Consider the following 25,067-nt stretch of genomic DNA (forward strand, 5'->3'; position numbering starts at 1 on the left):
ATGAGTTATATGTTTAGATGTGCGGTCGTTTCAAGTGCAATCTTTTTTTCCTCTTTGGGATTTTCACAGGAGAAAGTGAAGGGAAAGGTGCTTGAAAAAAGTAATGCCGAAAGCGAATTGTCCCTCTCCGGTGCAAGTGTTTATTGGATGAATTCCCAAACAGGAACTGTTACCGACGATAACGGTTCTTTTGAGATAGAGTATACAGGTGAGTACAAAAGGTTGATTGTTAGTTATATGGGTTTCGAATCGGATACCCTGACCATAAATGAACCCAAAACAGTATCCATCAGGTTGAAAGCGTCCAATGAGTTGAACGAGGTGGTCGTCGAACAAAAAAGGGATGCCACCGAAAAAGCCTTTCTGACCCCACAGAATGTGGTGACCATCAATAGTGCCGAGCTTTTGAAGGCAGCTTGTTGCAATTTGGCCGAAAGTTTCGAAACAAACCCATCTATTGACGTGAACTTATCAGACGGTCTTACCGGTACAAAACAGATTCAGATGTTAGGGCTTACAAGCCCCTATCTTTTGATTACCCAAGAAAATATACCGATGGTAAGAGGTGCTTCGCAGGCCTACGGACTCACTTTTACCCCGGGCACATGGATCGAGAGTATTCAAATATCAAAGGGGGCCGGTAGTGTGGTGAATGGCTATGAAAGTATATCCGGCCAAATAAACACCGAATTGGTAAAGCCTTTGACCGATAATGAGCTCTTCGTAAATGGGTACGGCAACCAAAATGGGCGTTATGAGCTGAATACCCATTTAAATAAAAAGTTGACCGATAAGTGGAGCACCGGTCTATATATTCATGGTAATAAGCGTAGCCAAAGAGAAGACAATAATGGCGATGGTTTTTTGGATGCTCCTCTTGCCGATCAAATCAATATTATGAACCGTTGGCAATTTCAAGACCCGGAAAAGGGTTGGGTAAGTTTTTTCAACGTTCGTTTTTTAAATGACGAAAAGCAAATCGGCCAATTAGATTACGAGCCTGAACTTCATAACAACGGGTCAGATGTTTGGGGTGGTGAAATCGATACGCGAAGATTCGATTCTTCTGTAAAAGTAGGATATGTTTTTCCGAACCTTCCTTTTCAAAGCATCGGTTTTCAGGCTTCTTATAGCAATCATTTACAAGATTCTTATTTCGGAAAGAGAAGCTATAACATAGGTCATGAAAGTATATATACCAATCTTATTTTCAATTCTATTGTCGGAGATACCAGAAACAAGTTCAAAACAGGATTGACCTTTGCTTACGATGGTTATGACGAACAGGTGAGCATTGATGATTATTCCAGAAGTGATCGATCTGCAGGGGCGTTTTTTGAATACGGTTATGAAAACTTGGAAAAACTTAGTTTTACCGCGGGTCTAAGAATAGATACGCACAACAGATTAGGTACTTATATAACCCCAAGGTTTCATTTGAGATATACGCCTTGGGAACGAGCAAGCCTGAGAGGGTCTTTTGGTAGAGGAAAAAGGGCCGCCAACATATTTACAGAAAACCAACAGCTCTTTTCAAGTGCTCGAAGAATTGCGATTACCGATACTGGTGGAAGTGTTTATGGGTTAGACCCAGAAGATGCCTGGAATTATGGTGCAAGCTTTCTTCAAGGCTTTACCTTTTTAGGTAGGTCGGGCAACATTTCTATAGATTTTTATAGAACCGACTTTAAGAATCAGGTAGTGGTCGATTGGGAAGACCCGCAAGAGGTATCGTTTTATAACCTTGAAGGAGATAGCTTTAGTAATAGTTTTCAGTTTGAGATAGATTATGAGTTGGCGACCAATTTTGAAATACGTACCGCATATAAGTACTACGATGTAAAGGTCGATTATCGCCGCGGAGAGTTACAGAAACCGCTTCAGGCCCAAAATCGTTTTTTTGGTAACCTTGCCTATGAAACGAACCTAAAGAATAATGGGGCGCAATGGCGTTTTGATTTTACGCTGCATACATTCGGGAAACAACGTTTGCCCGATACGAGCAGTAACCCTGAAAGCTATCGCTTTGAAGAGTTTGCTTCGCCCTATTCAAACATGAATGCCCAAATTACCAAAGTGTTCAGTAAGAGTTTTGAGGTTTATGTGGGGGGTGAAAATTTAGGCAACACCACGCAGCAGGTTCCCGTGCTGGGGGCCAACGATCCTTTTGGACCGTATTTTGATACCAGTATAGTATATGCACCCATTATGGGAAGAATGTTCTATGCGGGCTTTAGATATAGAATTTGATAACTAAATTATAATTAAACAATGAGAAAGATTCTTGTAGTAGTAATCTTGGCCTTGGTCTCTCAAATGGCCGTGGCACAAGAAAAGAACAAAAAGGTTGAAATGCAAGTGGCCGGTAAATGTGAAATGTGCAAGGCCAGGATTGAAAAGGCCGCTCTTGGTGTAAAGGGCGTCAAATATGCTCTATGGGATGTTCCTTCGCATCAATTGTCATTAGTTCTTGATGAACGCAAAACTAACCCGATGCAAGTGAAAATGGCACTGGTAGAAGTAGGCCATGATACGAAAGAACTAAAGGCCACCGACGAAGCTTATAATAGCGTGCACCCTTGCTGTCAATACAGAGAAGATAGTAATGACGATAGTGGTCACCACTAATGTAATTTATTGATATTTAATAGTTTGAATTCAGTGTTAAATTCTTCATAATTAAATATGGGAGATTCAAAAACAGCCTACATTTAATCAAAATTTAATACTGTCAAATTATGGCAACATCAAAGAAACCGGCTCCTGCAGCCGCTGCCAAAAAAGTAGCTCCAAAGGCTGCTAAGAAGGCACCTTCTAAAAAGAAGTAATTATGATGGCTCTTGCTATTGAGCCCAGAAATAGGAAATGAAACCATCTCGAAAGAGGTGGTTTTTTTATTTTTAGTGTGGTTGGAGAATTAGATCCCCCAATCCGAGGCTGTCTCGAGAAAGGAATGCAAGTAGGCGAGTATGCAAAGACTTTCAAAAGATAAATACGTCGCAAACAGTTTGAAAACTCCAGTCAATATTGTAAAAGAAAAAAGCCGTTCCAAAAATCTTGGAACGGCTTTTTGTTTTATAGAAAGATGATTGAATTACATCATTCCTGGCATTCCGCCACCACCCATTGGAGGTGCAGCAGGAGCGTCTTCTTTAATGTCAGTCAAAGCACATTCGGTAGTCAAGATCATTCCGGAAACAGATGCAGCGTTTTCAAGGGCTACACGAGTTACTTTCTTAGGATCGATAATACCGGCCTTCAACATTTCTACATATTTTTCAGACTTGGCATCGTAACCGTAATCAGCTTTTCCGTCAAGAATTTTGGCAACCACTACAGAGCCTTCACCACCAGCATTTTCAACGATGGTACGAATAGGAGCTTCAATAGCGCGGGCCACAATCTGTAAACCTGTTTCTTCGTCAGAATTCTCAACACTAACTTTGCTCAATACAGTTTTGGCACGAACCAAGGCAACACCACCACCGGCAACAATACCTTCTTCAACAGCCGCTCTAGTGGCGTGAAGGGCATCATCAACACGGTCTTTCTTCTCTTTCATTTCAACTTCAGAAGCGGCACCTACATAAAGTACGGCAACACCACCGGCCAATTTGGCCAAACGCTCTTGAAGTTTTTCCCTGTCGTAATCAGACGTGGTAGTCTCGATTTGAGATTTAATTTGGTTCACACGGCTTTTGATGTCTTTTTGCACACCACCACCATTTACCACAGTTGTATTGTCTTTATCAATAGTCACCTTTTCGCAAGTACCCAACATATCGATAGTAGCGTTGTCTAGAGAGAAACCTCTTTCTTCAGAGATGACGGTACCACCGGTCAAAATGGCGATATCTTCTAACATGGCCTTTCTTCTATCACCGAAACCAGGAGCTTTAACAGCTGCGATTTTCAATGAACCTCTCAATTTGTTAACTACCAAAGTAGCAAGAGCTTCGCCATCTACATCTTCGGCGATAATCAATAAAGGCTTACCAGATTGGGCAACAGGCTCCAATACAGGTAACAAGTCTTTCATTGAAGAGATTTTCTTGTCGAACAAAAGAATATAAGGATTCTCTAAGTCGGCAGTCATTTTCTCTGAATCGGTTACAAAGTAAGGAGAAAGATAACCTCTATCGAACTGCATACCTTCAACAACATCAACATAGGTATCGGTACCTTTGGCTTCTTCAACGGTAATAACACCTTCTTTACCAACTTTGCTGAAAGCTTCGGCGATCAACTCACCGATAGTCTCATCATTGTTAGCTGAGATAGAAGCGACCTGCTTAATCTTTTCAGAAGAATCACCTACTTTTTTAGATTGCTTTGCAAGATTCTCTACAATAGCTTCAACGGCTTTGTCGATACCTCTTTTCAGATCCATAGGGTTAGCACCAGCAGCAACGTTCTTCAAACCTTCTTTTACGATAGCTTGGGCAAGAACAGTGGCCGTAGTTGTACCGTCACCGGCAAGGTCATTGGTTTTAGAAGCAACTTCTTTCACCATTTGCGCCCCCATGTTTTCCAATGCATCGGCAAGCTCGATTTCTTTGGCTACGGTAACACCATCTTTGGTTACTTGAGGAGCACCGAAAGATTTGCTGATGATTACGTTTCTACCCTTGGGGCCCAAGGTTACTTTTACTGCATTTGCCAATGCATCGACGCCTCTTCTGAGGCCATCGCGAGCATCGATATCAAATTTTATGTCTTTTGCCATAATTGTTTATAGTTTTAAAATGAACTCCTTAGTATCAGATGAAAAAAAATCCTTTCGGACAATAATTCGTTACTACGGAATCTATATTTTGATTTAGTGTGTGAATTGAAATTTAGATAATTGCCAAAACGTCACTTTCGCGCATCATTAAGTAATCGGCGCCTTCCAGTTTTAGCTCCGTACCGGCATACTTGCCGTAAAGAACGGTATCACCAACTTTTAGTGTCACCTTTTCGTCTTTGGTGCCAGGGCCAACAGCAACAACTTTACCTTGCTGAGGCTTCTCTTTTGCGGTGTCTGGAATGTAAATACCGGACGCAGTTTTGGTCTCGGCTGCCATTGGCTCTATTAGAACTCTGTCGGCCAATGGTTTAATGTTGACTTTTGCCATATTTTTAGTTTTTAGTTTGAAATAATATTAATCTCGTATCCTCTTTGGCAGAAATTATGCCATGTACTAAAAACTGACACTTTGTTAAAGCAAAAATGCCAGCTTGTCATTCAAGCTGGCATTTATATAGTTTTTTGGGTAAATATTATAAACTGTCAGATGGGGTAGTAGCCGGAGCAGGTGCCTCTTCTGGCAATGATTCGGGCACTGTTTCTGGTACCGTGGTTTCTATATCGTCACCATTCAATAATTTAGAATCACTGGTTCCAAAGTTGCCTTTCAGTGCAATATTGGATGCCAAAATGAGAACGACCAAAAGAATGGCCAACGTCCATGTACTTTTATCCAAGAAATCTCCTGTCTTCTTAACTCCACCAACAACTTGACTGCCTCCGCCACCAAAAGATGAAGATAATCCGCCTCCTTTAGGGTTTTGGACCATAATGACCAATACCAACAAAAAGCATACGATGATAATAAGGATCAAAAAAATGGTAAACGTGCTCATAACTTCCTTACTTGTTATCCGATTGAATTCTTTCCACCGCTTTAATTCGGTCTGCAAAGAAACCACTTTTTTCCGGATATTTCAAACTTAAAATTTTGTATGCCTGAATGGCCTTTTTATACTTTTTTTGTTCGAGATAAACCTTCGCCAAAGTCTCGGTCATCAGCTCTTTTTTATCCAATTTTACCGACTCTGATATAGCTACTTTGGGCACATCTTCTTTTGGGGTAATCTTAGGGTTATCGGCAATGAACTTATCTATCAAATCGAATTTTTTCTTCTTAAGAACGTCTTCTTCTAAAGGAAAGTCGATAGCCTTCGCCTCTTCAGTAGGAGGGTTTTTGGGCTCTTTTTTACGGTCTACCGATTTAAAAGCGGTCAATTGTAACCATTCGCCAAAAGAATATTTTTCCCTTTTGGTAAAAGGTAGTGGTTGGCCCATTTCTAACTCTTTGGCCGCTTTGGCTTTCGATTCTTCTATCTCTCGATCGATCTTTGGATCTTTTGATGCGAATAGTTTTGGGTCGAGAATGGTTTCCGCCTCTTCTTTTGATAGTGGGAGGGAAGTATTCTTGTTTTCTTCTTTCGAAACGGAAGGTGCTTTTTCTACTTTAACTTCTTCCGAAACAATTTCGGTATCTTCCAATGCCGTGCTTTTTCCGGAAATGGTATCGGCTATGGCATTCTGTAAAAATTCTTCGGATGTGATAAAGTCGAAGAGAACATCTCTATCTGCGGTATAGGCAGCGGTCATTTTGAGGGCATTGTTATATTTGAAACTATTCAAATTTTTCAACCCTTTCAAATGAATGGCCCGTGCGGCCTGAAAATAGGGGTATTCTTCCAATACATCTTCCAATTGTTTGGTCTGTACCGGGTTGACCACCTTTTTCGGGTGCTGTAAGAGATATGTAAAATCTTTTACGTTCATTTTAGTGTTGCTGCGAAGCCCATTTTACCAATCGGCCAGCGATGCATTAAAAATATCTTGTGTTATCCTTTCAAAAATGACTTCGAGGGCCTCATCTTTAACGGCCGATAATTGTACGTTATCAGGGTAATCATAAAAAAACGAGAACCGCTGATCGAAGTCGGCATCTTCTTTAGTTTTGTTGTAAAACCTCACCTTAACGGCCATTGAAAGCCTGTTCTGTGCGGCGGTTTGCTGAGCGGTGGCACTCATGGGCGAAATACGGTATTCTACAATTTCTCCTTCGTATAAAAGGTCACCGTTCGATGAGGTAAGGTCGAGGCTCGTCTGGTTTAATATACGATCTTGTAAGGCTAACGTGAAATCGCGTTCAAGACCGGGCTCGAATGTAGACCCGGGGCTTTGGGTAGCATAATTTTGAAAGGTAGGTACGGTAAAAGTCGTAGCCGTGCCGACATTGCCCCCAGTGAAATTATAAACGCCACATCCGTTCAAACATAGTAGTAGGATTAGGCCGATAAAATAAAAAGGTTTCTTCAAGACTTTGTTCTCTTTGGGTTTTTTTAAAGGTCGTATTGCTTGATTTTTCTATATAAGGTGCGTTCAGAAATACCCAGTTCTGCAGCTGCCGCTTTGCGCTTGCCCCTGTTTCTTTCGAGTGATTTTTTAATCAGTTCAACCTCCTTTTCCTGTAAAGATAAGGTTTCTTCTTCCTCGATTTCCTCAGCAAAATGGTACTTATCCTCAACTGTTGGTCGACTAATGGGCTGGTCTACCTTGGGCTCCGGTAGGTGTAGCACTTCAAGGGCATTTCTATCAACATCTTCAATATCCTCGCCATTTTCGCCGTAAATTTTTCTAATAAGCCCTTCGTTTTCTTCTTGAACCTTTTCGCCATCATTGCTCTTCATCAACTCAAGGGTGAGTTTTTTTAGGTCGTTAAGGTCGCTTTTCATGTCAAAAAGAACCTTGTACAAAATTTCGCGCTCATTGCTAAAGTCACTTTCCGCCTTTTTCTGGCCGACCACTGCTGGCAGATTGGTGCTACCGGCATTGGGTAGATAAGTATTTAAGGTTGACCATGAGACCATTCTGCTTTCTTCGAGCACTGAAATCTGTTCTGCAATGTTTCTTAGCTGCCTGATGTTTCCCGGCCAGCGATATTTTAATAAAAGTTGAACGGCATCATCTTCAAGTCTAATGGTAGGCATTTTATATTTCTGTCCAAAATCAGAAGCGAATTTTCTAAAAAGAAGATGAATGTCATCTTGCCTGTCTCGCAAAGGTGGAATGTTAATTTCTACCGTACTTAACCTATAATAAAGGTCTTCGCGAAATTTTTCTTTTTTGATGGCCTCGAACATGTTCACATTGGTGGCAGCAACAATACGAACGTTCGTTTTTTGAACTTGTGAGGAACCAACTTTTAAAAACTCTCCATTTTCAAGAACCCTCAAAAGCCGCACTTGCGTAGTCAGCGGTAGCTCACCCACCTCGTCTAAAAATATAGTGCCGCCATCAGCGACCTCGAAATAACCACTTCTGGTTTGCGTTGCACCGGTAAATGCCCCTTTTTCGTGACCAAAAAGTTCACTGTCGATAGTGCCTTCGGGTATAGCCCCACAGTTAACAGCGATGTATTTGGCATGCTTTCGGTGCGAAAGAGAATGTATTATTTTAGGAATAGCTTCCTTACCTACACCACTTTCGCCTGTTACCAAAACCGAAATATCGGTAGGTGCCACCTGTACCGCTTTTTCTATCGCTCTGTTCAGCTTGGGGTCGTTTCCTATAATCTCGAAACGCTGTTTGATAGCTTGTACACTTTCCATAGTATCTTAAAATCCGTTTCTCTAAACGGAAGTCTTTAGTTGAATGGGGCTATTGTAATAAATTGTCCCATTTAATTAGTTGTTGTGTGAAAGGCCTACCGCTTCACCGATTAGTGTGGCCGAGGTGCAATCATCCATTCTGACCATAACGAAATCACCCACTTTATAATTCTCTTTTGGAAATACGGCTACCGTATTCTGTGATGTGCGGCCCATCCAATGCATATCGGATTTTTTGGAAGTTCCCTCAATAAGTACTTCTTGAGTTTCTCCAACGTTTCGTTGAATACGCTCTAAAGAATGCCTTTGTTGTAGGTCTATAATTTCGGTGAGTCTTCGTTTTTTGACCTCGTCGGCCACATCATCTTCCAGTTTTCTGGCGGCAAGTGTTCCCGGTCTTTCTGAATAAGCAAACATAAACCCATAGTCGTATTTTACATATTCCATTAACGTCAAGGTGTCTTTATGATCGTCTTCGGTCTCGGTCGGGAACCCGGTAATCATATCTTGAGAGATGGCACAATCGGGTATGATCGCTTTGATGTTGTCAATCAGTTCAAAATATTCTTGACGTGTATGAAGGCGGTTCATAGCCTTTAAAATTCGATCACTGCCACTTTGAACTGGTAAATGTATATAGTTGCAGATGTTTTCGTATTTGGCCATAGCTCGAATCACGTCAAGCGTCATATCTTGCGGATTTGAGGTGGAGAACCTAATGCGTATTTTTGGTTGGGCCAAGGCTACTTTCTCAAGTAATTGTGAAAAATCTACCGCTGTAGCCTTTTGCATATCGGAAGCTCCTTCAAAATCTTTTTTAAGCCCACCGCCATACCAAAGATAACTATCGACGTTTTGACCCAAAAGGGTTATCTCTTTGAAGCCTTTTTCCCAAAGTTCATTGACTTCGTTGATAATAGATTGTGGATCTCTACTTCGTTCTCGTCCTCTAGTGAATGGTACCACGCAGAAGGTACACATATTATCACAGCCCCTGGTAATCGAAACGAAAGCAGTTACGCCGTTTGAATTAAGGCGTACCGGGGCAACATCGCCATAAGTCTCATCTTTAGAGAGTATAACGTTAACGGCATTTCGCCCTTCATCGATTTCCTGTATGAGGTTGGGTAGGTCTTTATAGGCATCGGGGCCAACGACCATGTCAACAATTTTTTCCTCCTCTAAAAATTTATGTTTCAGGCGTTCGGCCATACAGCCGAGAACGCCAACTTTCATGTGAGGTCTTTCTTTTTTTACGGCATTGAACTTTTCGAGTCGCTTTCGAACGGTTAACTCTGCCTTTTCCCTAATAGAACAGGTGTTGACCAAAACAAGGTCAGCCTCACTCAGCTCTTGAGTAGTGTTAAAACCTTCTTTTGATAGAATAGAGGCTACGATTTCACTGTCAGAAAAATTCATTTGACAGCCATAGCTTTCTATATAAAGCTTTCGACCATTATTGGATTTGTCGACTAAAGAAAGGGTTGAGCCCTGAATTGATTCGTCAATTGTCTTTTCCATAACCACATAAAATACGGGCAGCAAATATAGGGCTTAAAACTGGCAAGTGACAAATTGACAGTGAATTTTAATACTATTTTAGATGAATGTAAAAAGGTTGATTAGCCATCTCGGTCTATGCCTTCTTGATAAGATTTGCCCGTAACTTCATTTTGAATCTAATAAAAGGATTATGCTTTTGGTGGGTTAACAGTTATTTCTTTATCAAATCGTTGAAATGCACGCAACTTTTCTGTGAAAAAGGCATCTATCTGTTAAACAAACCAATAGATACCTATGAAAAAGAACATCTTGCTATTCGTTATAGCGTTATCATCAATTATGGTTTCGTGTATCGACGACGATTCCATTTCTGGTAAACGCGAATATCTCGTTGCCGTGCCCTTAACTTCCGATTTACGCCAATTTAAAGAAGAAGCGATCGATATTAGCGAACCGGAACCCATTCAACAATCGGGAAAGATTTATGCTTACAAGAATTTCGTTTTTGTAAACGATGTGTACCGGGGTTTTCATATTATCGATAACAGTGACCCCTCAGCACCGGAAAATGTTGGGTTCATTAAGCTAGAGGGTAATAATGATATCTCGGTTAAAGACGATAGGCTTTATGCCGATAGCTATGGTGATTTGGTGATTTTCGATATATCGGATATCGAGAATATTCCGGCTGCCAAACGTATTGAGAATGCTATTTATCAGCAATTTTGGTGTACGGTAGGGTTTGATGTAGATTGGCCCGAGGCCGACCTTTATGATTATTCTGAATTTGATGTGAACAATGAGGCTATTGTAGGTTGGGAAGTTAAACGCGAGATTCTTTCTGAAGAAGAATTTATGGAAAAATCGGGTTATGGACGAGTTAGTGAAGACCTTGCTTTTAACTCGGGTGCTGAATCGGCCTCCTCTGATTCTTCAACTGGTCAAGGAGGGTCTTTGGCACGATTCAAAATTGTTGGTGATTACCTTTATGCCGTTGAGTGGGGTAGTATCAGTATTTTTGATATTTCAGATCTAGATAACCCGAAAACTTTAGACGATGTCTATACCAACGGTGCTGTTGAAACAATTTACAACCAAGGTGATATTCTTTTCTTGGGGGGTACCCAAGGCATGTATATATATGATATCACTTCGCCTGATAAGCCTGTTTTTGTTTCCGAATTTATACACGGTACGGCATGTGACCCTGTCGTCGTAGACGGTGATTATGCATATGTGACCCTTAGGGGCGAGAATTCATGTGGAAATACTGAAAGCGGACTGTATATTGTTGATTTGACAAATTTGGCCGAGCCTAAACTTGAAAAATTTTACTCATTGACGGGGCCTTATGGTATCGGTTTTAAAGATGATAAGCTTTTTGTTTGCGATGGAGCTGACGGTCTAAAGGTGTATGATAAAAGCAATATTCAGAACCTCACTTTGTTAAATCACTTTAAAGATATTGTTACCTATGACGTTATTCCCCTTCAGAATTCATTATTGATGATTGGTAACCAAGTACTCTATCAATATGAGTATCTAGAGAACGATATTGAGCTATTAAGTAGTTACAGTTTGAACTGACTCTTGGCAATAATTCTGTCTAACGCCCCGTTTTATCGGGGCGTTTTTCTTTTATGAAATCCGTTCTGTGGGGGCGAATTAAAATTTTCAATTACTTTTGTTGCATCAAAAAACCATTAATGGCCAAGAATTTAGTTATAGTAGAGTCGCCCGCGAAGGCAAAGACCATCGAGAAATTTCTCGGAAGTGATTATAAGGTCGAGTCAAGTTTTGGGCACATTGCAGATTTACCTTCAAAAGAACTCGGCGTAGATGTCGATAATGATTTCGAACCCAAATATATCGTTGACAGCGATAAAAAGGCACTTGTCAAAAAATTACGTGATTTAGCAAAGAAAGCAGAGACCATATGGCTTGCAAGTGATGAAGACCGCGAAGGAGAAGCCATATCATGGCACTTGGCCGAAACTTTAAAACTCGATAAGAATAAGACCAAGAGAATAGTATTCAACTCGATTACCAAGAGTGCCATTCAAAAGGCTATCGAAAACCCAAGGTCTATCAATTATAATCTCGTAAATGCACAACAGGCCAGACGCGTATTGGATCGTCTGGTAGGTTATGAGCTTTCTCCTGTACTATGGAAGAAAATAAAACCTGGCCTTTCGGCTGGGCGTGTACAATCGGTAGCCGTTCGATTGATTGTCGAAAGGGAAAGGGATATTGAAGCATTTACCCCGGAAGCCTCTTTTAGAATTGCAGCAGAATTCAAGACTTCAGAAGCAAATGTTTTCGCTGCCAAGCTCAATAAAACCTTTGCTTCAAAAGAAGAAGCCGAAGCTTTTCTGAAACAAAATATCGGTGCTGACTTTTCGGTGGGTAGTTTAGATAAGAAACCGGCCAAAAAATCACCGTCCGCACCCTTTACCACTTCTACATTGCAGCAAGAGGCATCTAGAAAGCTATACTTTTCTGTTTCTAGAACTATGCAGGTAGCGCAGCGTTTATACGAGGCAGGGCTTATTACTTATATGAGAACCGATAGTGTTAACCTTTCAAGTGAGGCCATCAACGCTGCTAAAGAAGCCATTGTTCAGAACTATGGTGAAAAGTACAGTGAGGTCAGAAATTTTAAGGGTAAGACCAAGGGAGCGCAAGAAGCGCACGAAGCTATTCGACCTACTGATATAACCAATCAATCTCCTTCTTTGGAGCGTGATCAAATGAAATTGTACGAGTTGATTTGGAAACGTACCATTGCCTCTCAAATGAGCGATGCCGAGTTGGAACGTACCAATGTTAAGGTTGTTGCCAACACGCATTCCGAACAGTTCAGTGCTAATGGTGAGGTCATTAAGTTCGATGGTTTTTTAAAGGTTTATTTGGAAAGTGTCGATGAAGAAGATGTAGAGGAGCAAGAAGGAATGCTGCCGGCCATGAAAGAGGGCGAGGCATTGACCAATAATTATATAACGGCAACAGAGCGTTTTACACGTCCGCCATATCGTTTCACAGAGGCCTCCTTGGTAAAGAAACTAGAAGAGTTGGGTATTGGTAGACCATCTACCTACGCCCCGACCATTTCTACCATTCAAAACAGAGGTTACGTAGAAAAAGGAACTATAGATGGTACGGAACGAAAATATGCTCAACTTCTCTTGGAGTCGGGCGCGGTAAAGGAGAAACAACTTTCTGAAATGGTAGGTTCCGATAAAGGAAAATTGGTTCCGACCGATATAGGTATGATAGTCAATGACTTTTTGGTAAGTCATTTCGCTAATATTCTTGATTATAATTTTACGGCCAAAGTCGAAGAAGATTTTGATGAAATCGCCGAAGGAGAAGAAGACTGGCAGAAAGTAATGCAAGCTTTTTACAAAGATTTTCACCCAACGGTGCTTGACGTTCAAGAAAATGCCGACCGGGCCAGTGGTGAACGCGTTTTGGGTGAAGACCCCAAATCGGGTCGTCAGGTTTCGGTGAGGTTGGGTCGTTTTGGCCCTATGGTGCAGATAGGTACGGTCGATGATGAAGAGAAACCACAGTTTGCCAGTCTGTTGCCTGATCAGTCGTTAAATACCATCACTTATGAAGAGGCGATGGAGTTATTTAAACTTCCTAGAAAACTAGGAGTATATGAAGGGGAAGAGGTTGAGGCGAATGTTGGTAGATTCGGACCGTACGTTCGATTCGGAAAAAAGTTTGTTTCCTTGGATAAGGGAGAAAGCGCCTTTGATGTCGATTTTGAAAGGGCGGTAGAGCTCATCAAGGCAAAACAAAAGGCCGATGCTCCTATTTATGAATACGAAGATAAAGAGGTTACGAAGGGTACCGGTAGATTCGGCCCTTTCATTAAGTGGGATGGCATGTTCATCAATGTGAACAAAAAATATGATTTCGATAACCTTTCTGAAGCTGATATTATTGAACTGATCGAAAACAAAAAGCAGAAAGAAAAAGAAAAGGTCGTTCAAAATTGGGAGGAAGAAGGTATACGAATTGAAAAGGCGCGATGGGGCAGGCATAATATTATTAAAGGAAGAACGAAAGTAGAACTGGCCAAAACCGTTGATGCGGCCAAAATGTCTTTAGATGAAGCAAAAGCTCTAATTGAGGCGAAGGTACCTAAAAAGAAAACCAGGGCAAAGAAGAAATAAGCTGGTCGTAGGGCTTGCTATTGTTTTAACGACAGGGTCATGATATTTTTCATGGCCCTTTCGTTGTTAGATAGGCTATAATGGTTTTGAAAGAGCTCTAATTTATGAAGTCAAGACGAGGTTACTTTAAAGTCGATAAGTATCTTTGAAGTTTGATGAAATAAACCTCAATCTTCCACTAATTATTTATTGTAATGGAATTAGACTTTTTGGTGCCTGTTGATGACAAGGTGCTGGCCCATTGCGAATTGCTTCCTAGGCAGGCAATCGGTAAGCATATTAAGATTCACTCACATCGTGACGGGCTTCCTTCCCTAGATAAGGTAAGTATGGTTATTCTAGGGGTAAAAGAATCCAGAAATGCCTTTGAAAAGAAAACGGAGAAACTTGATGTGTCAGGTTTGCGCATTCAGCTGTATAAACTTCTGTTAGGTAATTGGAACAGTACCCTCGCCGATATAGGAGACATTGAAGAAGGGGCAACGGTCGAAGATACTTATTTTGTGGTGAGAAACACGTTAACTAAGCTATTAGAGGCTGATATCTTGCCTATAGTCATTGGGGCAACACAAGATTTGACCTATCCGGCGTACCGATCTTTCGATGGAATCAAAAACTTGGTAAACTTGGTGGCGGTCGATAGTCGTTTTGATTTTGGAATGGATGATGAGCTTATATCTTCCCATTCTTACATGAGCAAGATTATAACCGATAAACCCAACAATCTATACAACTTTTCGAACATAGGATATCAAAGCTATTTTAATGCTCAAGAAGAAATGGATCTTATGGATCGACTTTTTTTTGATGCCTACAGGCTCGGTGAGCTCGGTGCCGATATTACCTTGGCAGAACCCGTTCTTAGAAATGCCCATATGATCAGTATTGATGCACGGGCAGTAAGGGCAAGTGAAATCGGGCTATCGGATAATTTTTCTCCCAATGGTTTTACGGGCCGAGAGATTTGCGCTATCGCCCGTTACGCTGGTTTTGGTGACAAGGTTTCCATTTTCGGAATGTACGAAATGGAGAACACCGTACAGTCTCATCAATTAATGGCCCAGATTATCTGGTACTTTATAGAAGGTTTCAATTACCGAATTACCGAATCGCCTCTTGAGGAAGCTGAAAATTTTACCAAGTACAATGTACCCTGCGATAGTGAGCAATTGGTTTTTCATCAAAGTCAATTAACTGAAAGGTGGTGGGTAGAAGTGCCATCTATTTTGGCACCGCACACTAAATCAGATGCCGTAGCGTTATTACCATGCACAAAAACTGACTATTTGCAAGCCTGCGACCAAATCATTCCAGAAAGATGGTTGAAGGCTTACAAAAAAGGGTTCAATTAAAAAGGTGATAGTTTAAAAGGCTTCTGTATAAGGGCTTTGCCGACAATCTTCTTATTTATTGCAGAACCCAAAAAAAATTTAAGTATATGTACTGCCAATACAATAATTTAAATAAATCACAGTTTTAGAGTGTAGAATTAAAGCACAGTATTTGCAGTTAATAACCAGAATCGAAATTTAACCTAAAGTATGAAAAAGCTATTGTTATCATCTATAGCGTTTGTTTTTTTGCTTAGCAGTTGCGGCTCAAGAACAAAAGGAGAGCTAGTAGGGGCCCAAGGTAAAAAGTGGTATCCTGAAAAGCCATACGGCATGGAGCTTATCCCTAGGGGTTCATTTATCATGGGTAAAACCGAAGAAGACCAGGCCAAGCTCTTAAACGCTCCTACAAAGACCGTAACGGTTCGATCGTTCTATATGGATGATACCGAAATTACGAATAGTGAATATCGCCAATTTGTTGAATGGGTGAAAGATTCCATTACAAGAACAAGATTGGCTATTTTGGCCGATGAACTTGGTCTAGGCCCTGAAGATGGCGGTATTGGTGATTACGCGTTTAAAGATGCGGATACGACCAAGCTTTCGGCGTATGATAAATATATGTTGGATAACTATGCCGGTATGGGCGAAACAGGTTTTGAAGGTAGAGGCCTGAACAAGGACGAGCAGTTAGTTTGGGATATTTCCGATTATCCTGATGAGTACTATACCGAGGTGATGGATTCTTTGTATATTCCTGAGGAAGAGTCTTATAATGGTCAGCGAACTATTGATGTCACTAAATTGAAGTACAAATATAGCTGGATGGATATCGAAGCTGCCGCTCGATCAAGAACTGGTAGTAGAAAAGACTTCATCCGTCAAGAAGAGTTAGAAATTTATCCTGATACGACCGTTTGGATCCGCGATTTTGAATATTCTTACAACGAACCAATGCACAATGATTACTTCTGGCATGATGCTTATAGCGATTATCCGGTAGTAGGTGTTTCTTGGGCTCAGGCTAGGGCTTTCTGTAACTGGAGAACCAAGTTTAAGAATGATGATCAAAAGAGTAGGGGCAAGCAGTTCGTTAACCAGTTTAGACTTCCTACCGAAGCTGAATGGGAATATGCAGCTCGCGGAGGTATTGAAGGAGGAACTTATCCTTGGGGTGGCCCTTACGTAATCAGTGATACTGGTTGCTTTATGGCCAACTTTAAACCTCAAAGGGGTGACTATGCTGCAGATGCCGCTTTATATACTGTTGAGGCGAAGTCTTACGAGCCTAATGACTTTAACCTGTACAACATGGCTGGTAACGTTTCTGAATGGACGAACTCTAGCTACGATCCTAACTCATACGAGTTTGTTTCTACCATGAACCCTAACGGAGGTGATGGCGCCAACGAAAGAAAGGTTATACGTGGTGGTTCTTGGAAAGATGTTGCTTATTTCCTTCAAGTGAGTACTCGAGATTATGAATACGCAGATTCGGCAAGAAGTTACATCGGCTTTAGAACTGTTCAAGATTATATGGGCGAAGAAGATTCAACCCAATAAATTATTACGGGGTCAAAACCCGAAAAGTAATATTAGACGTAAATAAATTTTCAAATACACCGTTCTGAAATTCAATTAGATAATTGAACTATTAACAAAGTCCAAACAATAAACCAAATCTTTATTTTTAACATTAAATTTCAAATTAAATCTTAAATTATGGCACAGTCAAAATCAACAAAGAAGCTGTTTAACATGGCCTACGGCCTTGGTGCATCGGTAGTAATTATTGGTGCGTTATTTAAAATTCTACACTGGGAGCTAGGTCCCTTAAATGGTGGTGTCCTACTTGCCATCGGTCTTATTACTGAAGCACTTATTTTTGCCATTAGTGCATTCGAGCCGGTAGATGACGAGTACGATTGGTCTTTAGTTTACCCTGAATTGGCAGGTGGTGAAACTAAAGCTAGAAAAAGCAATGAGGCTGCTGAAATCAAAGAAGCTGAGGCTTCATTGTCAGCTAAATTGGATAACTTATTAAAAGAAGCTGGTGTAGATGCCAACTTGATGGAAAGCCTTGGTTCTAGCATTCGTAATTTCGAAGGCGCTGCTAAAGGTATCGCTCCTACAGTTGATGCAATGGAGTCTACAAGAAAGTATTCTGAAGAAATGGTACAAGCTGCCGCTCAGATGGAATCTTTGAACAGCCTTTATAAAGTACAATTAGAAAGTGCAAGCAAGCAAGCTTCAGTAAACGAAGAAGTTGTTCAGAATGCTTCTGCCCTTAAAGATCAAATGGAGTCATTAGCAACCAACCTTTCTTCATTGAACGGAGTTTATGGTGGTATGTTGACTGCAATGAACAGAAACTAATTAGATATTAGTAATTACCCCAAATCATTTAAATTAATCAAAATCTAATTAGAAAACATGGCAGGAGGAAAACAATCACCACGTCAGAAGATGATTAACCTAATGTACTTGGTTTTCATCGCAATGTTGGCGTTAAACATGAGTAAGGAGGTACTTTCGGCTTTCGGTATTATGAACGAAAAGCTAGAAGCTTCCAACGCCAAAACAATCGAAAGTAACGAAGCCTACTTGGCGAATTTAGGAGTAAAAGCGGAAGAGAATGCCGCTAAGTACAAAGATTTGTACGCAAAAGCTCAGCAAATTAAAACCATGTCCAAAGACTATTATGATTATTTGGAAGGTCTTAAGACTGAGATGATGGCCGAAGTTGAAGATCCAAAAGACTATACCGTAATGGATAAATCAGATTATTTGGATCAGAAATTCTTCCAAGGAGATGGCCTTTCAGAAGGTGGAGAAGAATTCATGAAGAGAATTCAAGATTACCGTACGCAGGTTGCTGCTATCGTACCACAAGGTATCAAGTCTTCTGTTGAAGCAAGATTTGAAACAAACGAAGTAACTACTCGCGATGGTTCTAAACAAGATTGGATCAAATATCACTACGAAGGTTTCCCTCAAGTGGCTTCTTTGGCCAAATTGACTGCGCTACAAGCCGATATAAAGGCTACCGAAGAGTCTGCTTTGAAGGCGATGCTAGAAGGTGAATTGAGCGATCAAGTATCTTTGAAAAACTTTGAAACCTCTCTTTTTGGATCTAAATCTGCTTATTACAGCGGAGAAAAGTATGATGGTAAGATTATCATCAGCAAAACTGACAACAGTTCTAAGCCTGTTAGGGCCGAGTTGACCTTAGATGGTCGTAAGCTTTCTGAAGGTACTGATTACCGTTTAGAAGAAGGTGGAGTTAAAATGTTGGTGGGTGCCGGTGCTCCTGGTGACCATGAAGTTAAAGGAAAGCTTTTCTTTTCTCAAGATGGTGAGGAAATCGAGGTTCCTGTGAGCAACTCTTTCGCTACTATTAGCAAGCCTAACGCTGCTTTGATAGCTGCTGATAAAATGAACGTTGTTTATAGAGGTGTTGCCAACCCAATGTCAATCTCTATTCCTGGTATTCCTAACAACAAGGTTACAGCTTCTGCTCCTGGTCTTAAATCAGCTGGAGGTAGCAAATATGTAATGAATCCTGGAACTGGTAGAACGGTAACTATTACTGCTAGCGGTAAGTTGCCTGATGGTCAAACGGTTTCTTCTAAGTCTGAGTTCAGAATTAAAGATATTCCAAGACCTGCAGGTACTGTTAGTAAGCAAGATGGTTCGGTTAAAATGCCAAGAAACAATATGGAAATCGCTACTATTGGCGCAATGTTAGAAGACTTTGACTTTGATTTGAACCTAGCTGTTAGCGGCTTCAAGTTCAAGGTTCCTGGTCAGCCTACTGTAAGCGTTAACGGTAACAAATTGAACGGTATGGCCAAAACAGCCCTTAAGAGAGCTAAAAGAGGTGATGTTGTTCAGATATTCGATATCCAAGCTTACATTACCAACAATAAGAGTTATAAGTTGAAAAAAGTATCTCCTGTAGTTGTGGAGATTACAAACTAATAGTTAAGTTAAAAACCGGGTAGTCTTTTGACTGCCCGGTAACTTTAAAATTTACAAACATGAATTGGAAGAATGTTTTACTAATCGGAGCGGTAACCTTGTTGCCTGTTTCACTCATGGCCCAGGCGAACATATTGAATGCCAAAAAGCCTGAGGATATCGGCCGTAAGACCGAAGCGCAAAAAGCTTTGGATAATGACGCTCCACTAGAATACGGCTACGTAGACGATAGGGATATTTTATGGTCTAAAACCGTATGGGAAGTAATCGACCTTGATGAAAGGGTAAACTTTGCTTTATACTATCCAACCGATACCATCGATATAGGTAACGACCGTAGGTCTCTATACGATGTGTTATTAAAAAATATTAAGAACGGTAAGCTAAAAGATGTTTACGCTGATTCTTATTTTACCGATAAGCGTAAGTTTAGTGACCTTACCGCCACCTTACAGAAAGTCGATACAACAGATTACGGTTACGAGCAATTAAATGCTGGTGAGCAGGTTTCTCCTGAGTTTATCATGAGAAGAGATATTACTGCTGCAGACATTGAAGAATACCGTATCAAGGGTATGTGGTACTTCGATAAGCGTCAAGGCGAACTGAAATACCGACTTCTAGGCATTGCTCCTGTGGCTCCCGACGTAAACTTCATCGATGACGATTCAATGGATCCAGGAGATGCTAAAGTTGAGTTGTTCTGGGTGTGGTACCCTGATGCCAGACAGATTCTTCATGATGCCAAAGTATTTAACCAAAGAAACTCTGCTCAGCCGATATCTTTCGATATGCTGTTGAATGCAAGAAGGTTCAATGGTGTCATTTATAGAGAGGATAATGTTCAAGGCGACCGAGAGGTTAATGCATACATACCTGATAACGCTCTATTTCAATTGTTGGAAGCCAACAGAATTCAAGAGGTTATCAGAGACCGTGAGCAAGATATGTGGGCTTACTAAGTCCTTAAAATTTTCCAATTCAAGAATTTGAAAGCCGCGACTTTAAGTCGCGGCTTTTTTTATACCATTTTGTGAACGACTACTATTTTAAAAAGCCCAATGACTACCTTTGGCAAATGGTAGATTATTTGGTAGTTGGGCTGGGTTTGGCCGGAATTTCTTTTTGTGAGAGGTTGAAACAAAACGGTCTTTCCTTTAAGGTTGTGAGTGACGATTCGCAAACATCTTCGCAGGTTGCTGGAGGGTTGTACAATCCGGTGATCTTAAAACGTTTTACCTTGGCTTGGAAGGCAGATGAACAGCTTCACTTGACCAAATCGTTTTACTCCGATTTAGAATCGAGATTAAATGTTCAATTGAATTACCCTCTGCAGGTTTTCCGTAGATTTCATTCGATTGAAGAGCAAAATCAATGGTTTGGGGCTTCCGACCGAGATAGTTTAAACCATTTCCTTTCTCCGCAATTACAAAAAAATTCCAACCAATATCTAAATGCATCATTAGGCTTTGGTGAAGTGCTGCATACCGGTCGTATTGATACCTCGACACTGATTGAATATTATAGAAAGAGCCTAATTAAGCAAAACTTATTGATTCAAAACCGTTTTGAGCATAATCAACTTGCAATGGAACAGGATTACATCTCTTATCAATCAATTAAGGCCAAAAGGGTGGTTTTTTGCGAAGGTTTTGGAGTTAAGAGTAACCCCTATTTTAATTATCTGCCTATTAATGGAAGTAAAGGAGAGTATTTATTGGTCAAGGCGCCTGAGTTGAAAGAAACGCGGGCAATAAAATCATCTCTTTTTATTATTCCTCTAGGGGAAGATGTCTATCAAGTGGGAGCCAATTATGAATGGAAAGATAAAACCAATTTGCCTACTGAAGTGGCCAAACGTTGGATTTTGGAACGATTTGAAGATTTGGTCACCTGTGATTATGAGATAGTCGGTCAAATAGCAGGGGTTCGTCCAACGGTGGCCGACCGTCGTCCTCTCGTTGGCAGACATCCTAAGCACAAAAGACTATTTATCTTGAACGGGTTTGGTTCAAGAGGAGTGCTAATTGCCCCATTTGCATCTTCTCACCTCTTAAAATTTATTGAGAACGATGAGCCAATTGACGATGAAATGAACGTCGACCGTTATGAGAAGAAATTTTCTTAAGAGGTTGCCTGTTGGGTCGATTTTGAATCGTACTTCACAAACAGATTGATCCAAATGTTTCTTGAGATGCGTATGATAACGGGTAGAAAGACTACTAGTGTTGCGACAATAGCAATAAAGGAATTGATTAGAGAAGCACCCACTATCAAAAACGAAATAACAAATGCGCCTACAGCAAAAGCTACACCTACGGCATAACTAACATACATGGCTCCATAGAAAAAAGAGGGTTCCATTTTATATTTAAGCCCACAATGAGAGCAGCGTTCGTGCATTTTGAAAAGGCGTCCAAAGCTATACGGGTTAGGGTCTACATACATGCTCTCCTCATTGCATCTAGGGCAACTTCCTGTTAAAATGCTGTATAGTTTGTTTCCTTTTTTTAACATTTGCAAAACTTTCAGTAAAAATACGCAATACTGCTTATTTGGTTGGTAACAAATATTACAATCTTAACCTTTTTTAAGTTTTTGCTGAGGTAAATGGCTTGGCCGATAAATAAATATTTCGAAAGACAATTGCATGCTAAATATTCATAATCTATCTGTTTCGTTTGGTGGGGAATACCTGTTTGAAGAAATTTCATTCAGGCTTAATGGAGGTGACCGAGTGGGGCTCATAGGAAAGAACGGGGCCGGAAAGTCTACCTTGTTGAAATTGTTGGCGAAAGATTATAGTCCTGATTCGGGTACCATCGCCACCGAAAAAAATGTCAAAATAGGTTTTCTTAGGCAGGATATTGATTTTGAAGAAGGAAGAACGGTCTTAGATGAGGCCTATCAGGCTTTTGAGGAAATAAAGACCATGGAGCTTCAGTTAGACCATGTCAACCACCAACTGGCCGAACGTACCGATTATGAAAGTGAGAGTTATAATCAGCTGATTATCGACTTGAGCGACCTTACCCATAGATACGAGATTCTGGGTGGTTATAATTACCAAGGCGATACTGAAAAGATTCTTCTAGGTTTGGGTTTCAAGCGTGAAGATTTTAACCGATACACTGAAACCTTTTCAGGAGGGTGGCGTATGCGTATTGAGCTGGCCAAACTATTGCTTCAAACGAACGACGTATTGCTGCTCGATGAGCCGACCAACCATTTAGATATTGAATCGATAATTTGGTTAGAGCAATTTTTGAACAACTATTCAGGGGCTGTAGTTATCGTTTCGCACGATAAAATGTTTTTGGATAATGTTACCAATAGAACCATTGAAATATCATTGGGCCGCATTTATGATTATAATAAACCGTACTCAAAGTTTCTAGAGCTTAGGTCAGAAATCAAAGAGCAACAGCTTAATGCCCAGAAGAACCAAGAGCGTGAAATACAGCAGGCCGAACGATTGATAGAAAAATTTCGTGCCAAGAGCAGTAAGGCCTCTATGGCGCAATCGCTAATCAAGAAGTTGGATAAAATGGAGCGTATTGAGGTCGATCAAGATGATAATGCCGTAATGAACCTAAGATTTCCGGTATCTGTAACTCCTGGTAAGGTAATTGCCGAAATCGAGAATTTATCGAAAAGTTATGGTGAAAAAGAAGTGTTGAGAAATATCAACCTTCTATTGGAGCGGGATAGCAAAACAGCATTTGTTGGTCAGAACGGACAGGGTAAATCTACCTTGGCCAAGATTATGGTGGGTGAAATTGAACATCAAGGTAAAATGAAATTGGGCCATAATGTTCAAATCGGATATTTCGCTCAAAACCAAGCTGAGTATTTAGATGGCAGCAAGACCATTTTAGATACGATGATCGATGCTGCAAATGAAAAGAACCGAAGCACGGTGAGAGATGTACTGGGTTCGTTTCTTTTTCAGGGCGACGATGTTGACAAATATGTAAAAGTGCTCTCTGGTGGCGAACGTAATCGACTTGCACTCGCAAAAATGCTTCTTCAGCCATTCAATGTGCTTGTTATGGATGAGCCTACCAATCACCTTGATATAAAATCGAAAAATGTACTTAAAAAGGCACTTCAAAACTTCGGGGGCACTTTAGTGGTCGTATCTCACGACCGTGATTTTTTGCAAGGTCTTACCAATAAGGTCTATGAATTTAAAGACAGAAATATAAAGGAGTATTTAGGCGACGTTGACTTCTATCTTGAACAACGAAAGGCAGAAGATTTCAGAAAGATTGAAAAAAGAACGGAAAGCGATAAAAAGACCTCTGTAAAAGTTCAAAACAATGATTTCAAAGACCAGAAGAAATTCAAATCTCTAAAAAATAAGCTCAGTAATGTCGAGAGTCAAATTGCTTCTTTAGAAAAGAAAATTGCCGAGATTGATCATGAACTGTTAATGGATTATGATGCCACTATAGCAAAGCCTAACTTTTTCGACAACTACCAAAAGAAGAAAAAAGACCTAGAGAAACTTATGCAGCAGTGGGAAAACATAACCTTGGAACTCGAAGAAATAGGTGATTGATAAAGCCTAATTTTAGGGGTGTAAATTGTTACACAACAGAAATCTAAGCTTTCACAACAATATAGTGCCGTTGGCCGATAAATTTTGGTTTTTGTCCTCTTTTGAACTTAGTTTGTAGGGTATTTCTCAGTAATATCAACCAAATAGATACCATAGAAACAAGCTTATTATGAAGAACCTACTATTCTTAGTTTCCCTTTTTGTTTCCGTGACGGCCACGTTAAAAGCCGCAGTTCCCGAAGCAGAAAAACAGGCTTTAATCGCCTTTTACAACTCAACCAATGGTTCTGAGTGGACTAATAAATGGAATTTAGAATCCGATGTCTCTAAATGGCATGGTGTAAAGGTTATAAATAACCATGTGGCCGAAATCAACCTGTTTAGAAATAATTTGAGCGGTACCATTCCGGCTAGTATCGGAAATCTTAAAAGTCTTACATCACTTAATCTTGCCTTTAACTCATTAACAGGTGAGTTGCCAAAAGAATTGGTGAACTTGGCTAAGTTGAGAACTTTGAAATTGGAAATGAACAGGCTAAAAGGGGAATTGCCTTTGGCTTTGGGTGATATGAAAAGTTTGGAGGAATTTACCGCCTTTAATAACTTTTTGACCGGAAGCATTCCTGAAAGTATCGGCAATATTAAAAATTTGAAGGTTTTGAACCTTTCCAGCAACAGTCTTAAGGGGAATATTCCAAAGGCACTTGGTGATTTAACTTCTTTAGAAAGCTTAGGGCTTTTTGAAAATACATTAGAAGGTTCAATACCGGCCGAAATGGGTAATCTTTCTAAATTAAAAGAACTGGTTTTGGCGAACAATAGCTTGGGGGGTGAAGTGCCTGCTGAGTTCGGACAATTAGCGAGTCTTGAAGTTTTTCAGATACAGAACAACAAGTTTGAATCTGTTAAAAACTTAGAATACATGCAATCTTCTAAAGACTATTTGGTGTTTGATTATGATAAGGAAGAACTAAAACTTGATTTTAAAGACGCCAACTTCAGCAAGACAAGAATGGCGGATACAAAATTCGAGGATGACGTTGACGATGAGTAGATTACCATAATTTATTAGTTAGTTTGGTTAAAAGGGACACAATGAAAGTGCCCCTTTTT

20 protein-coding genes are annotated in these 25,067 nt (G+C 40.4%); 12 read left to right on the forward strand and 8 right to left on the reverse strand.

All coding sequences use genetic code 11. The annotated features are described in order from the left end of the window. Positions 1-9: 9 nt before the first annotated feature. Both IL356_RS07120 and IL356_RS07125 read left to right on the forward strand, forming a co-directional pair. The gene (locus IL356_RS07120; RefSeq protein WP_121850130.1) at positions 10-2,250 is read left to right on the forward strand and encodes a TonB-dependent receptor; all 2,241 of its coding nucleotides are present in this window, start codon (positions 10-12) and stop codon (positions 2,248-2,250) included. Positions 2,251-2,271: 21 nt separating this feature from the next. Further along, positions 2,272-2,628, forward strand: a complete 357-nt coding sequence (locus IL356_RS07125; RefSeq protein WP_121850129.1) for a heavy-metal-associated domain-containing protein — start codon at positions 2,272-2,274, stop codon at positions 2,626-2,628. 466 nt (positions 2,629-3,094) lie between these two features. Here IL356_RS07125 and groL read toward each other — a convergent pair whose 3' ends face one another. The 7 genes from groL to miaB all read right to left on the reverse strand — a co-directional run bounded on the left by groL (position 3,095) and on the right by miaB (position 9,909). Next, a complete protein-coding gene (groL, locus tag IL356_RS07130) occupies positions 3,095-4,726 on the reverse strand; it encodes a chaperonin GroEL (protein ID WP_121850128.1) in 1,632 nt (543 codons plus the stop codon). A 112-nt stretch (positions 4,727-4,838) separates the two neighbouring features. Further along, the gene (locus IL356_RS07135) at positions 4,839-5,117 is read right to left on the reverse strand and encodes a co-chaperone GroES (protein ID WP_121850127.1); all 279 of its coding nucleotides are present in this window, start codon (positions 5,115-5,117) and stop codon (positions 4,839-4,841) included. 145 nt (positions 5,118-5,262) lie between these two features. Further along, positions 5,263-5,625, reverse strand: coding sequence for a preprotein translocase subunit SecG (secG, locus tag IL356_RS07140; protein WP_121850126.1), 363 nt, complete (start codon positions 5,623-5,625; stop codon positions 5,263-5,265). 7 nt (positions 5,626-5,632) lie between these two features. Next, positions 5,633-6,556: a hypothetical protein gene (locus IL356_RS07145; protein ID WP_121850125.1), complete on the reverse strand. Its 924-nt coding sequence runs from the start codon at positions 6,554-6,556 to the stop codon at positions 5,633-5,635. 24 nt (positions 6,557-6,580) lie between these two features. Continuing rightward, positions 6,581-7,096 (reverse strand): LptE family protein, encoded by a 516-nt coding sequence (locus IL356_RS07150; RefSeq protein ID WP_121850124.1) that lies wholly within the window; start codon positions 7,094-7,096, stop codon positions 6,581-6,583. A 23-nt stretch (positions 7,097-7,119) separates the two neighbouring features. Next, on the reverse strand, positions 7,120-8,388 hold the full coding sequence (locus tag IL356_RS07155) for a sigma-54 interaction domain-containing protein (RefSeq protein WP_121850123.1): 1,269 nt from the start codon (positions 8,386-8,388) through the stop codon (positions 7,120-7,122). Positions 8,389-8,463: 75 nt separating this feature from the next. Then, positions 8,464-9,909 carry a tRNA (N6-isopentenyl adenosine(37)-C2)-methylthiotransferase MiaB gene (gene miaB, locus IL356_RS07160; RefSeq protein ID WP_121850122.1) on the reverse strand — a complete coding sequence of 482 codons (1,446 nt, stop codon included), beginning with the start codon at positions 9,907-9,909 and terminating at the stop codon, positions 8,464-8,466. Between the two features lie 276 nt (positions 9,910-10,185). On the opposite strand from miaB, the gene IL356_RS07165 reads away from it, so the two are divergent. From IL356_RS07165 to IL356_RS07200, 8 genes are all read left to right on the forward strand, one after another. Further along, a complete protein-coding gene (locus IL356_RS07165) occupies positions 10,186-11,478 on the forward strand; it encodes an LVIVD repeat-containing protein (RefSeq protein ID WP_121850121.1) in 1,293 nt (430 codons plus the stop codon). A 119-nt stretch (positions 11,479-11,597) separates the two neighbouring features. Beyond that, positions 11,598-14,075, forward strand: coding sequence for a type I DNA topoisomerase (gene topA, locus IL356_RS07170; RefSeq protein ID WP_121850120.1), 2,478 nt, complete (start codon positions 11,598-11,600; stop codon positions 14,073-14,075). Positions 14,076-14,269: 194 nt separating this feature from the next. Continuing rightward, positions 14,270-15,427 (forward strand): formimidoylglutamase, encoded by a 1,158-nt coding sequence (locus IL356_RS07175; protein ID WP_121850119.1) that lies wholly within the window; start codon positions 14,270-14,272, stop codon positions 15,425-15,427. Positions 15,428-15,616: 189 nt separating this feature from the next. Beyond that, positions 15,617-16,972, forward strand: coding sequence for a T9SS ring complex lipoprotein PorK/GldK (gene porK, locus IL356_RS07180; RefSeq protein WP_121850118.1), 1,356 nt, complete (start codon positions 15,617-15,619; stop codon positions 16,970-16,972). 159 nt (positions 16,973-17,131) lie between these two features. Then, positions 17,132-17,785 carry a type IX secretion system motor protein PorL/GldL gene (gene porL, locus IL356_RS07185; protein WP_121850117.1) on the forward strand — a complete coding sequence of 218 codons (654 nt, stop codon included), beginning with the start codon at positions 17,132-17,134 and terminating at the stop codon, positions 17,783-17,785. Positions 17,786-17,842: 57 nt separating this feature from the next. Next, positions 17,843-19,390 carry a type IX secretion system motor protein PorM/GldM gene (gene porM, locus IL356_RS07190; protein ID WP_121850116.1) on the forward strand — a complete coding sequence of 516 codons (1,548 nt, stop codon included), beginning with the start codon at positions 17,843-17,845 and terminating at the stop codon, positions 19,388-19,390. 59 nt (positions 19,391-19,449) lie between these two features. Then, a complete protein-coding gene (gene porN, locus IL356_RS07195) occupies positions 19,450-20,352 on the forward strand; it encodes a type IX secretion system ring subunit PorN/GldN (RefSeq protein WP_121850115.1) in 903 nt (300 codons plus the stop codon). 71 nt (positions 20,353-20,423) lie between these two features. Further along, complete coding sequence (locus tag IL356_RS07200) at positions 20,424-21,518, forward strand: NAD(P)/FAD-dependent oxidoreductase (RefSeq protein ID WP_317125482.1); 1,095 nt, start codon at positions 20,424-20,426, stop codon at positions 21,516-21,518. On the opposite strand, the gene IL356_RS07205 is transcribed toward IL356_RS07200, so the two are convergent. Next, positions 21,515-21,907 (reverse strand): DUF983 domain-containing protein, encoded by a 393-nt coding sequence (locus IL356_RS07205; protein ID WP_121850114.1) that lies wholly within the window; start codon positions 21,905-21,907, stop codon positions 21,515-21,517. The two genes, IL356_RS07200 and IL356_RS07205, sit on opposite strands and share 4 nt — an antisense overlap. Before the next feature lie 133 nt (positions 21,908-22,040). Here IL356_RS07205 and IL356_RS07210 point away from each other — a divergent pair, with 133 nt between their 5' ends. Both IL356_RS07210 and IL356_RS07215 read left to right on the forward strand, forming a co-directional pair. Continuing rightward, positions 22,041-23,954: an ABC-F family ATP-binding cassette domain-containing protein gene (locus tag IL356_RS07210; RefSeq protein ID WP_121850113.1), complete on the forward strand. Its 1,914-nt coding sequence runs from the start codon at positions 22,041-22,043 to the stop codon at positions 23,952-23,954. A gap of 169 nt (positions 23,955-24,123) precedes the next feature. Continuing rightward, complete coding sequence (locus IL356_RS07215; protein ID WP_121850112.1) at positions 24,124-25,008, forward strand: hypothetical protein; 885 nt, start codon at positions 24,124-24,126, stop codon at positions 25,006-25,008. Positions 25,009-25,067: the final 59 nt, after the last annotated feature.

Origin of the sequence: Euzebyella marina (assembly GCF_014855515.1) — a bacterium.
GTDB classification, from domain to species: Bacteria; Bacteroidota; Bacteroidia; order Flavobacteriales; family Flavobacteriaceae; genus Euzebyella; species Euzebyella marina.

Coding starts and splice junctions, on each gene's coding strand:
- groL (WP_121850128.1), bottom strand. CDS start 4,726: ATGGCAAAAGACATAAAATTTGATATCGATGCTCGCGATGGCCTCAGA.
- porL (WP_121850117.1), top strand. CDS start 17,132: ATGGCACAGTCAAAATCAACAAAGAAGCTGTTTAACATGGCCTACGGC.
- IL356_RS07145 (WP_121850125.1), bottom strand. CDS start 6,556: ATGAACGTAAAAGATTTTACATATCTCTTACAGCACCCGAAAAAGGTG.
- miaB (WP_121850122.1), bottom strand. CDS start 9,909: ATGGAAAAGACAATTGACGAATCAATTCAGGGCTCAACCCTTTCTTTA.
- IL356_RS07155 (WP_121850123.1), bottom strand. CDS start 8,388: ATGGAAAGTGTACAAGCTATCAAACAGCGTTTCGAGATTATAGGAAAC.
- secG (WP_121850126.1), bottom strand. CDS start 5,625: ATGAGCACGTTTACCATTTTTTTGATCCTTATTATCATCGTATGCTTT.
- porK (WP_121850118.1), top strand. CDS start 15,617: ATGAAAAAGCTATTGTTATCATCTATAGCGTTTGTTTTTTTGCTTAGC.
- IL356_RS07165 (WP_121850121.1), top strand. CDS start 10,186: ATGAAAAAGAACATCTTGCTATTCGTTATAGCGTTATCATCAATTATG.
- IL356_RS07205 (WP_121850114.1), bottom strand. CDS start 21,907: ATGTTAAAAAAAGGAAACAAACTATACAGCATTTTAACAGGAAGTTGC.
- IL356_RS07135 (WP_121850127.1), bottom strand. CDS start 5,117: ATGGCAAAAGTCAACATTAAACCATTGGCCGACAGAGTTCTAATAGAG.
- IL356_RS07125 (WP_121850129.1), top strand. CDS start 2,272: ATGAGAAAGATTCTTGTAGTAGTAATCTTGGCCTTGGTCTCTCAAATG.
- porN (WP_121850115.1), top strand. CDS start 19,450: ATGAATTGGAAGAATGTTTTACTAATCGGAGCGGTAACCTTGTTGCCT.
- IL356_RS07175 (WP_121850119.1), top strand. CDS start 14,270: ATGGAATTAGACTTTTTGGTGCCTGTTGATGACAAGGTGCTGGCCCAT.
- IL356_RS07210 (WP_121850113.1), top strand. CDS start 22,041: ATGCTAAATATTCATAATCTATCTGTTTCGTTTGGTGGGGAATACCTG.
- IL356_RS07120 (WP_121850130.1), top strand. CDS start 10: ATGTTTAGATGTGCGGTCGTTTCAAGTGCAATCTTTTTTTCCTCTTTG.
- topA (WP_121850120.1), top strand. CDS start 11,598: ATGGCCAAGAATTTAGTTATAGTAGAGTCGCCCGCGAAGGCAAAGACC.
- IL356_RS07215 (WP_121850112.1), top strand. CDS start 24,124: ATGAAGAACCTACTATTCTTAGTTTCCCTTTTTGTTTCCGTGACGGCC.
- porM (WP_121850116.1), top strand. CDS start 17,843: ATGGCAGGAGGAAAACAATCACCACGTCAGAAGATGATTAACCTAATG.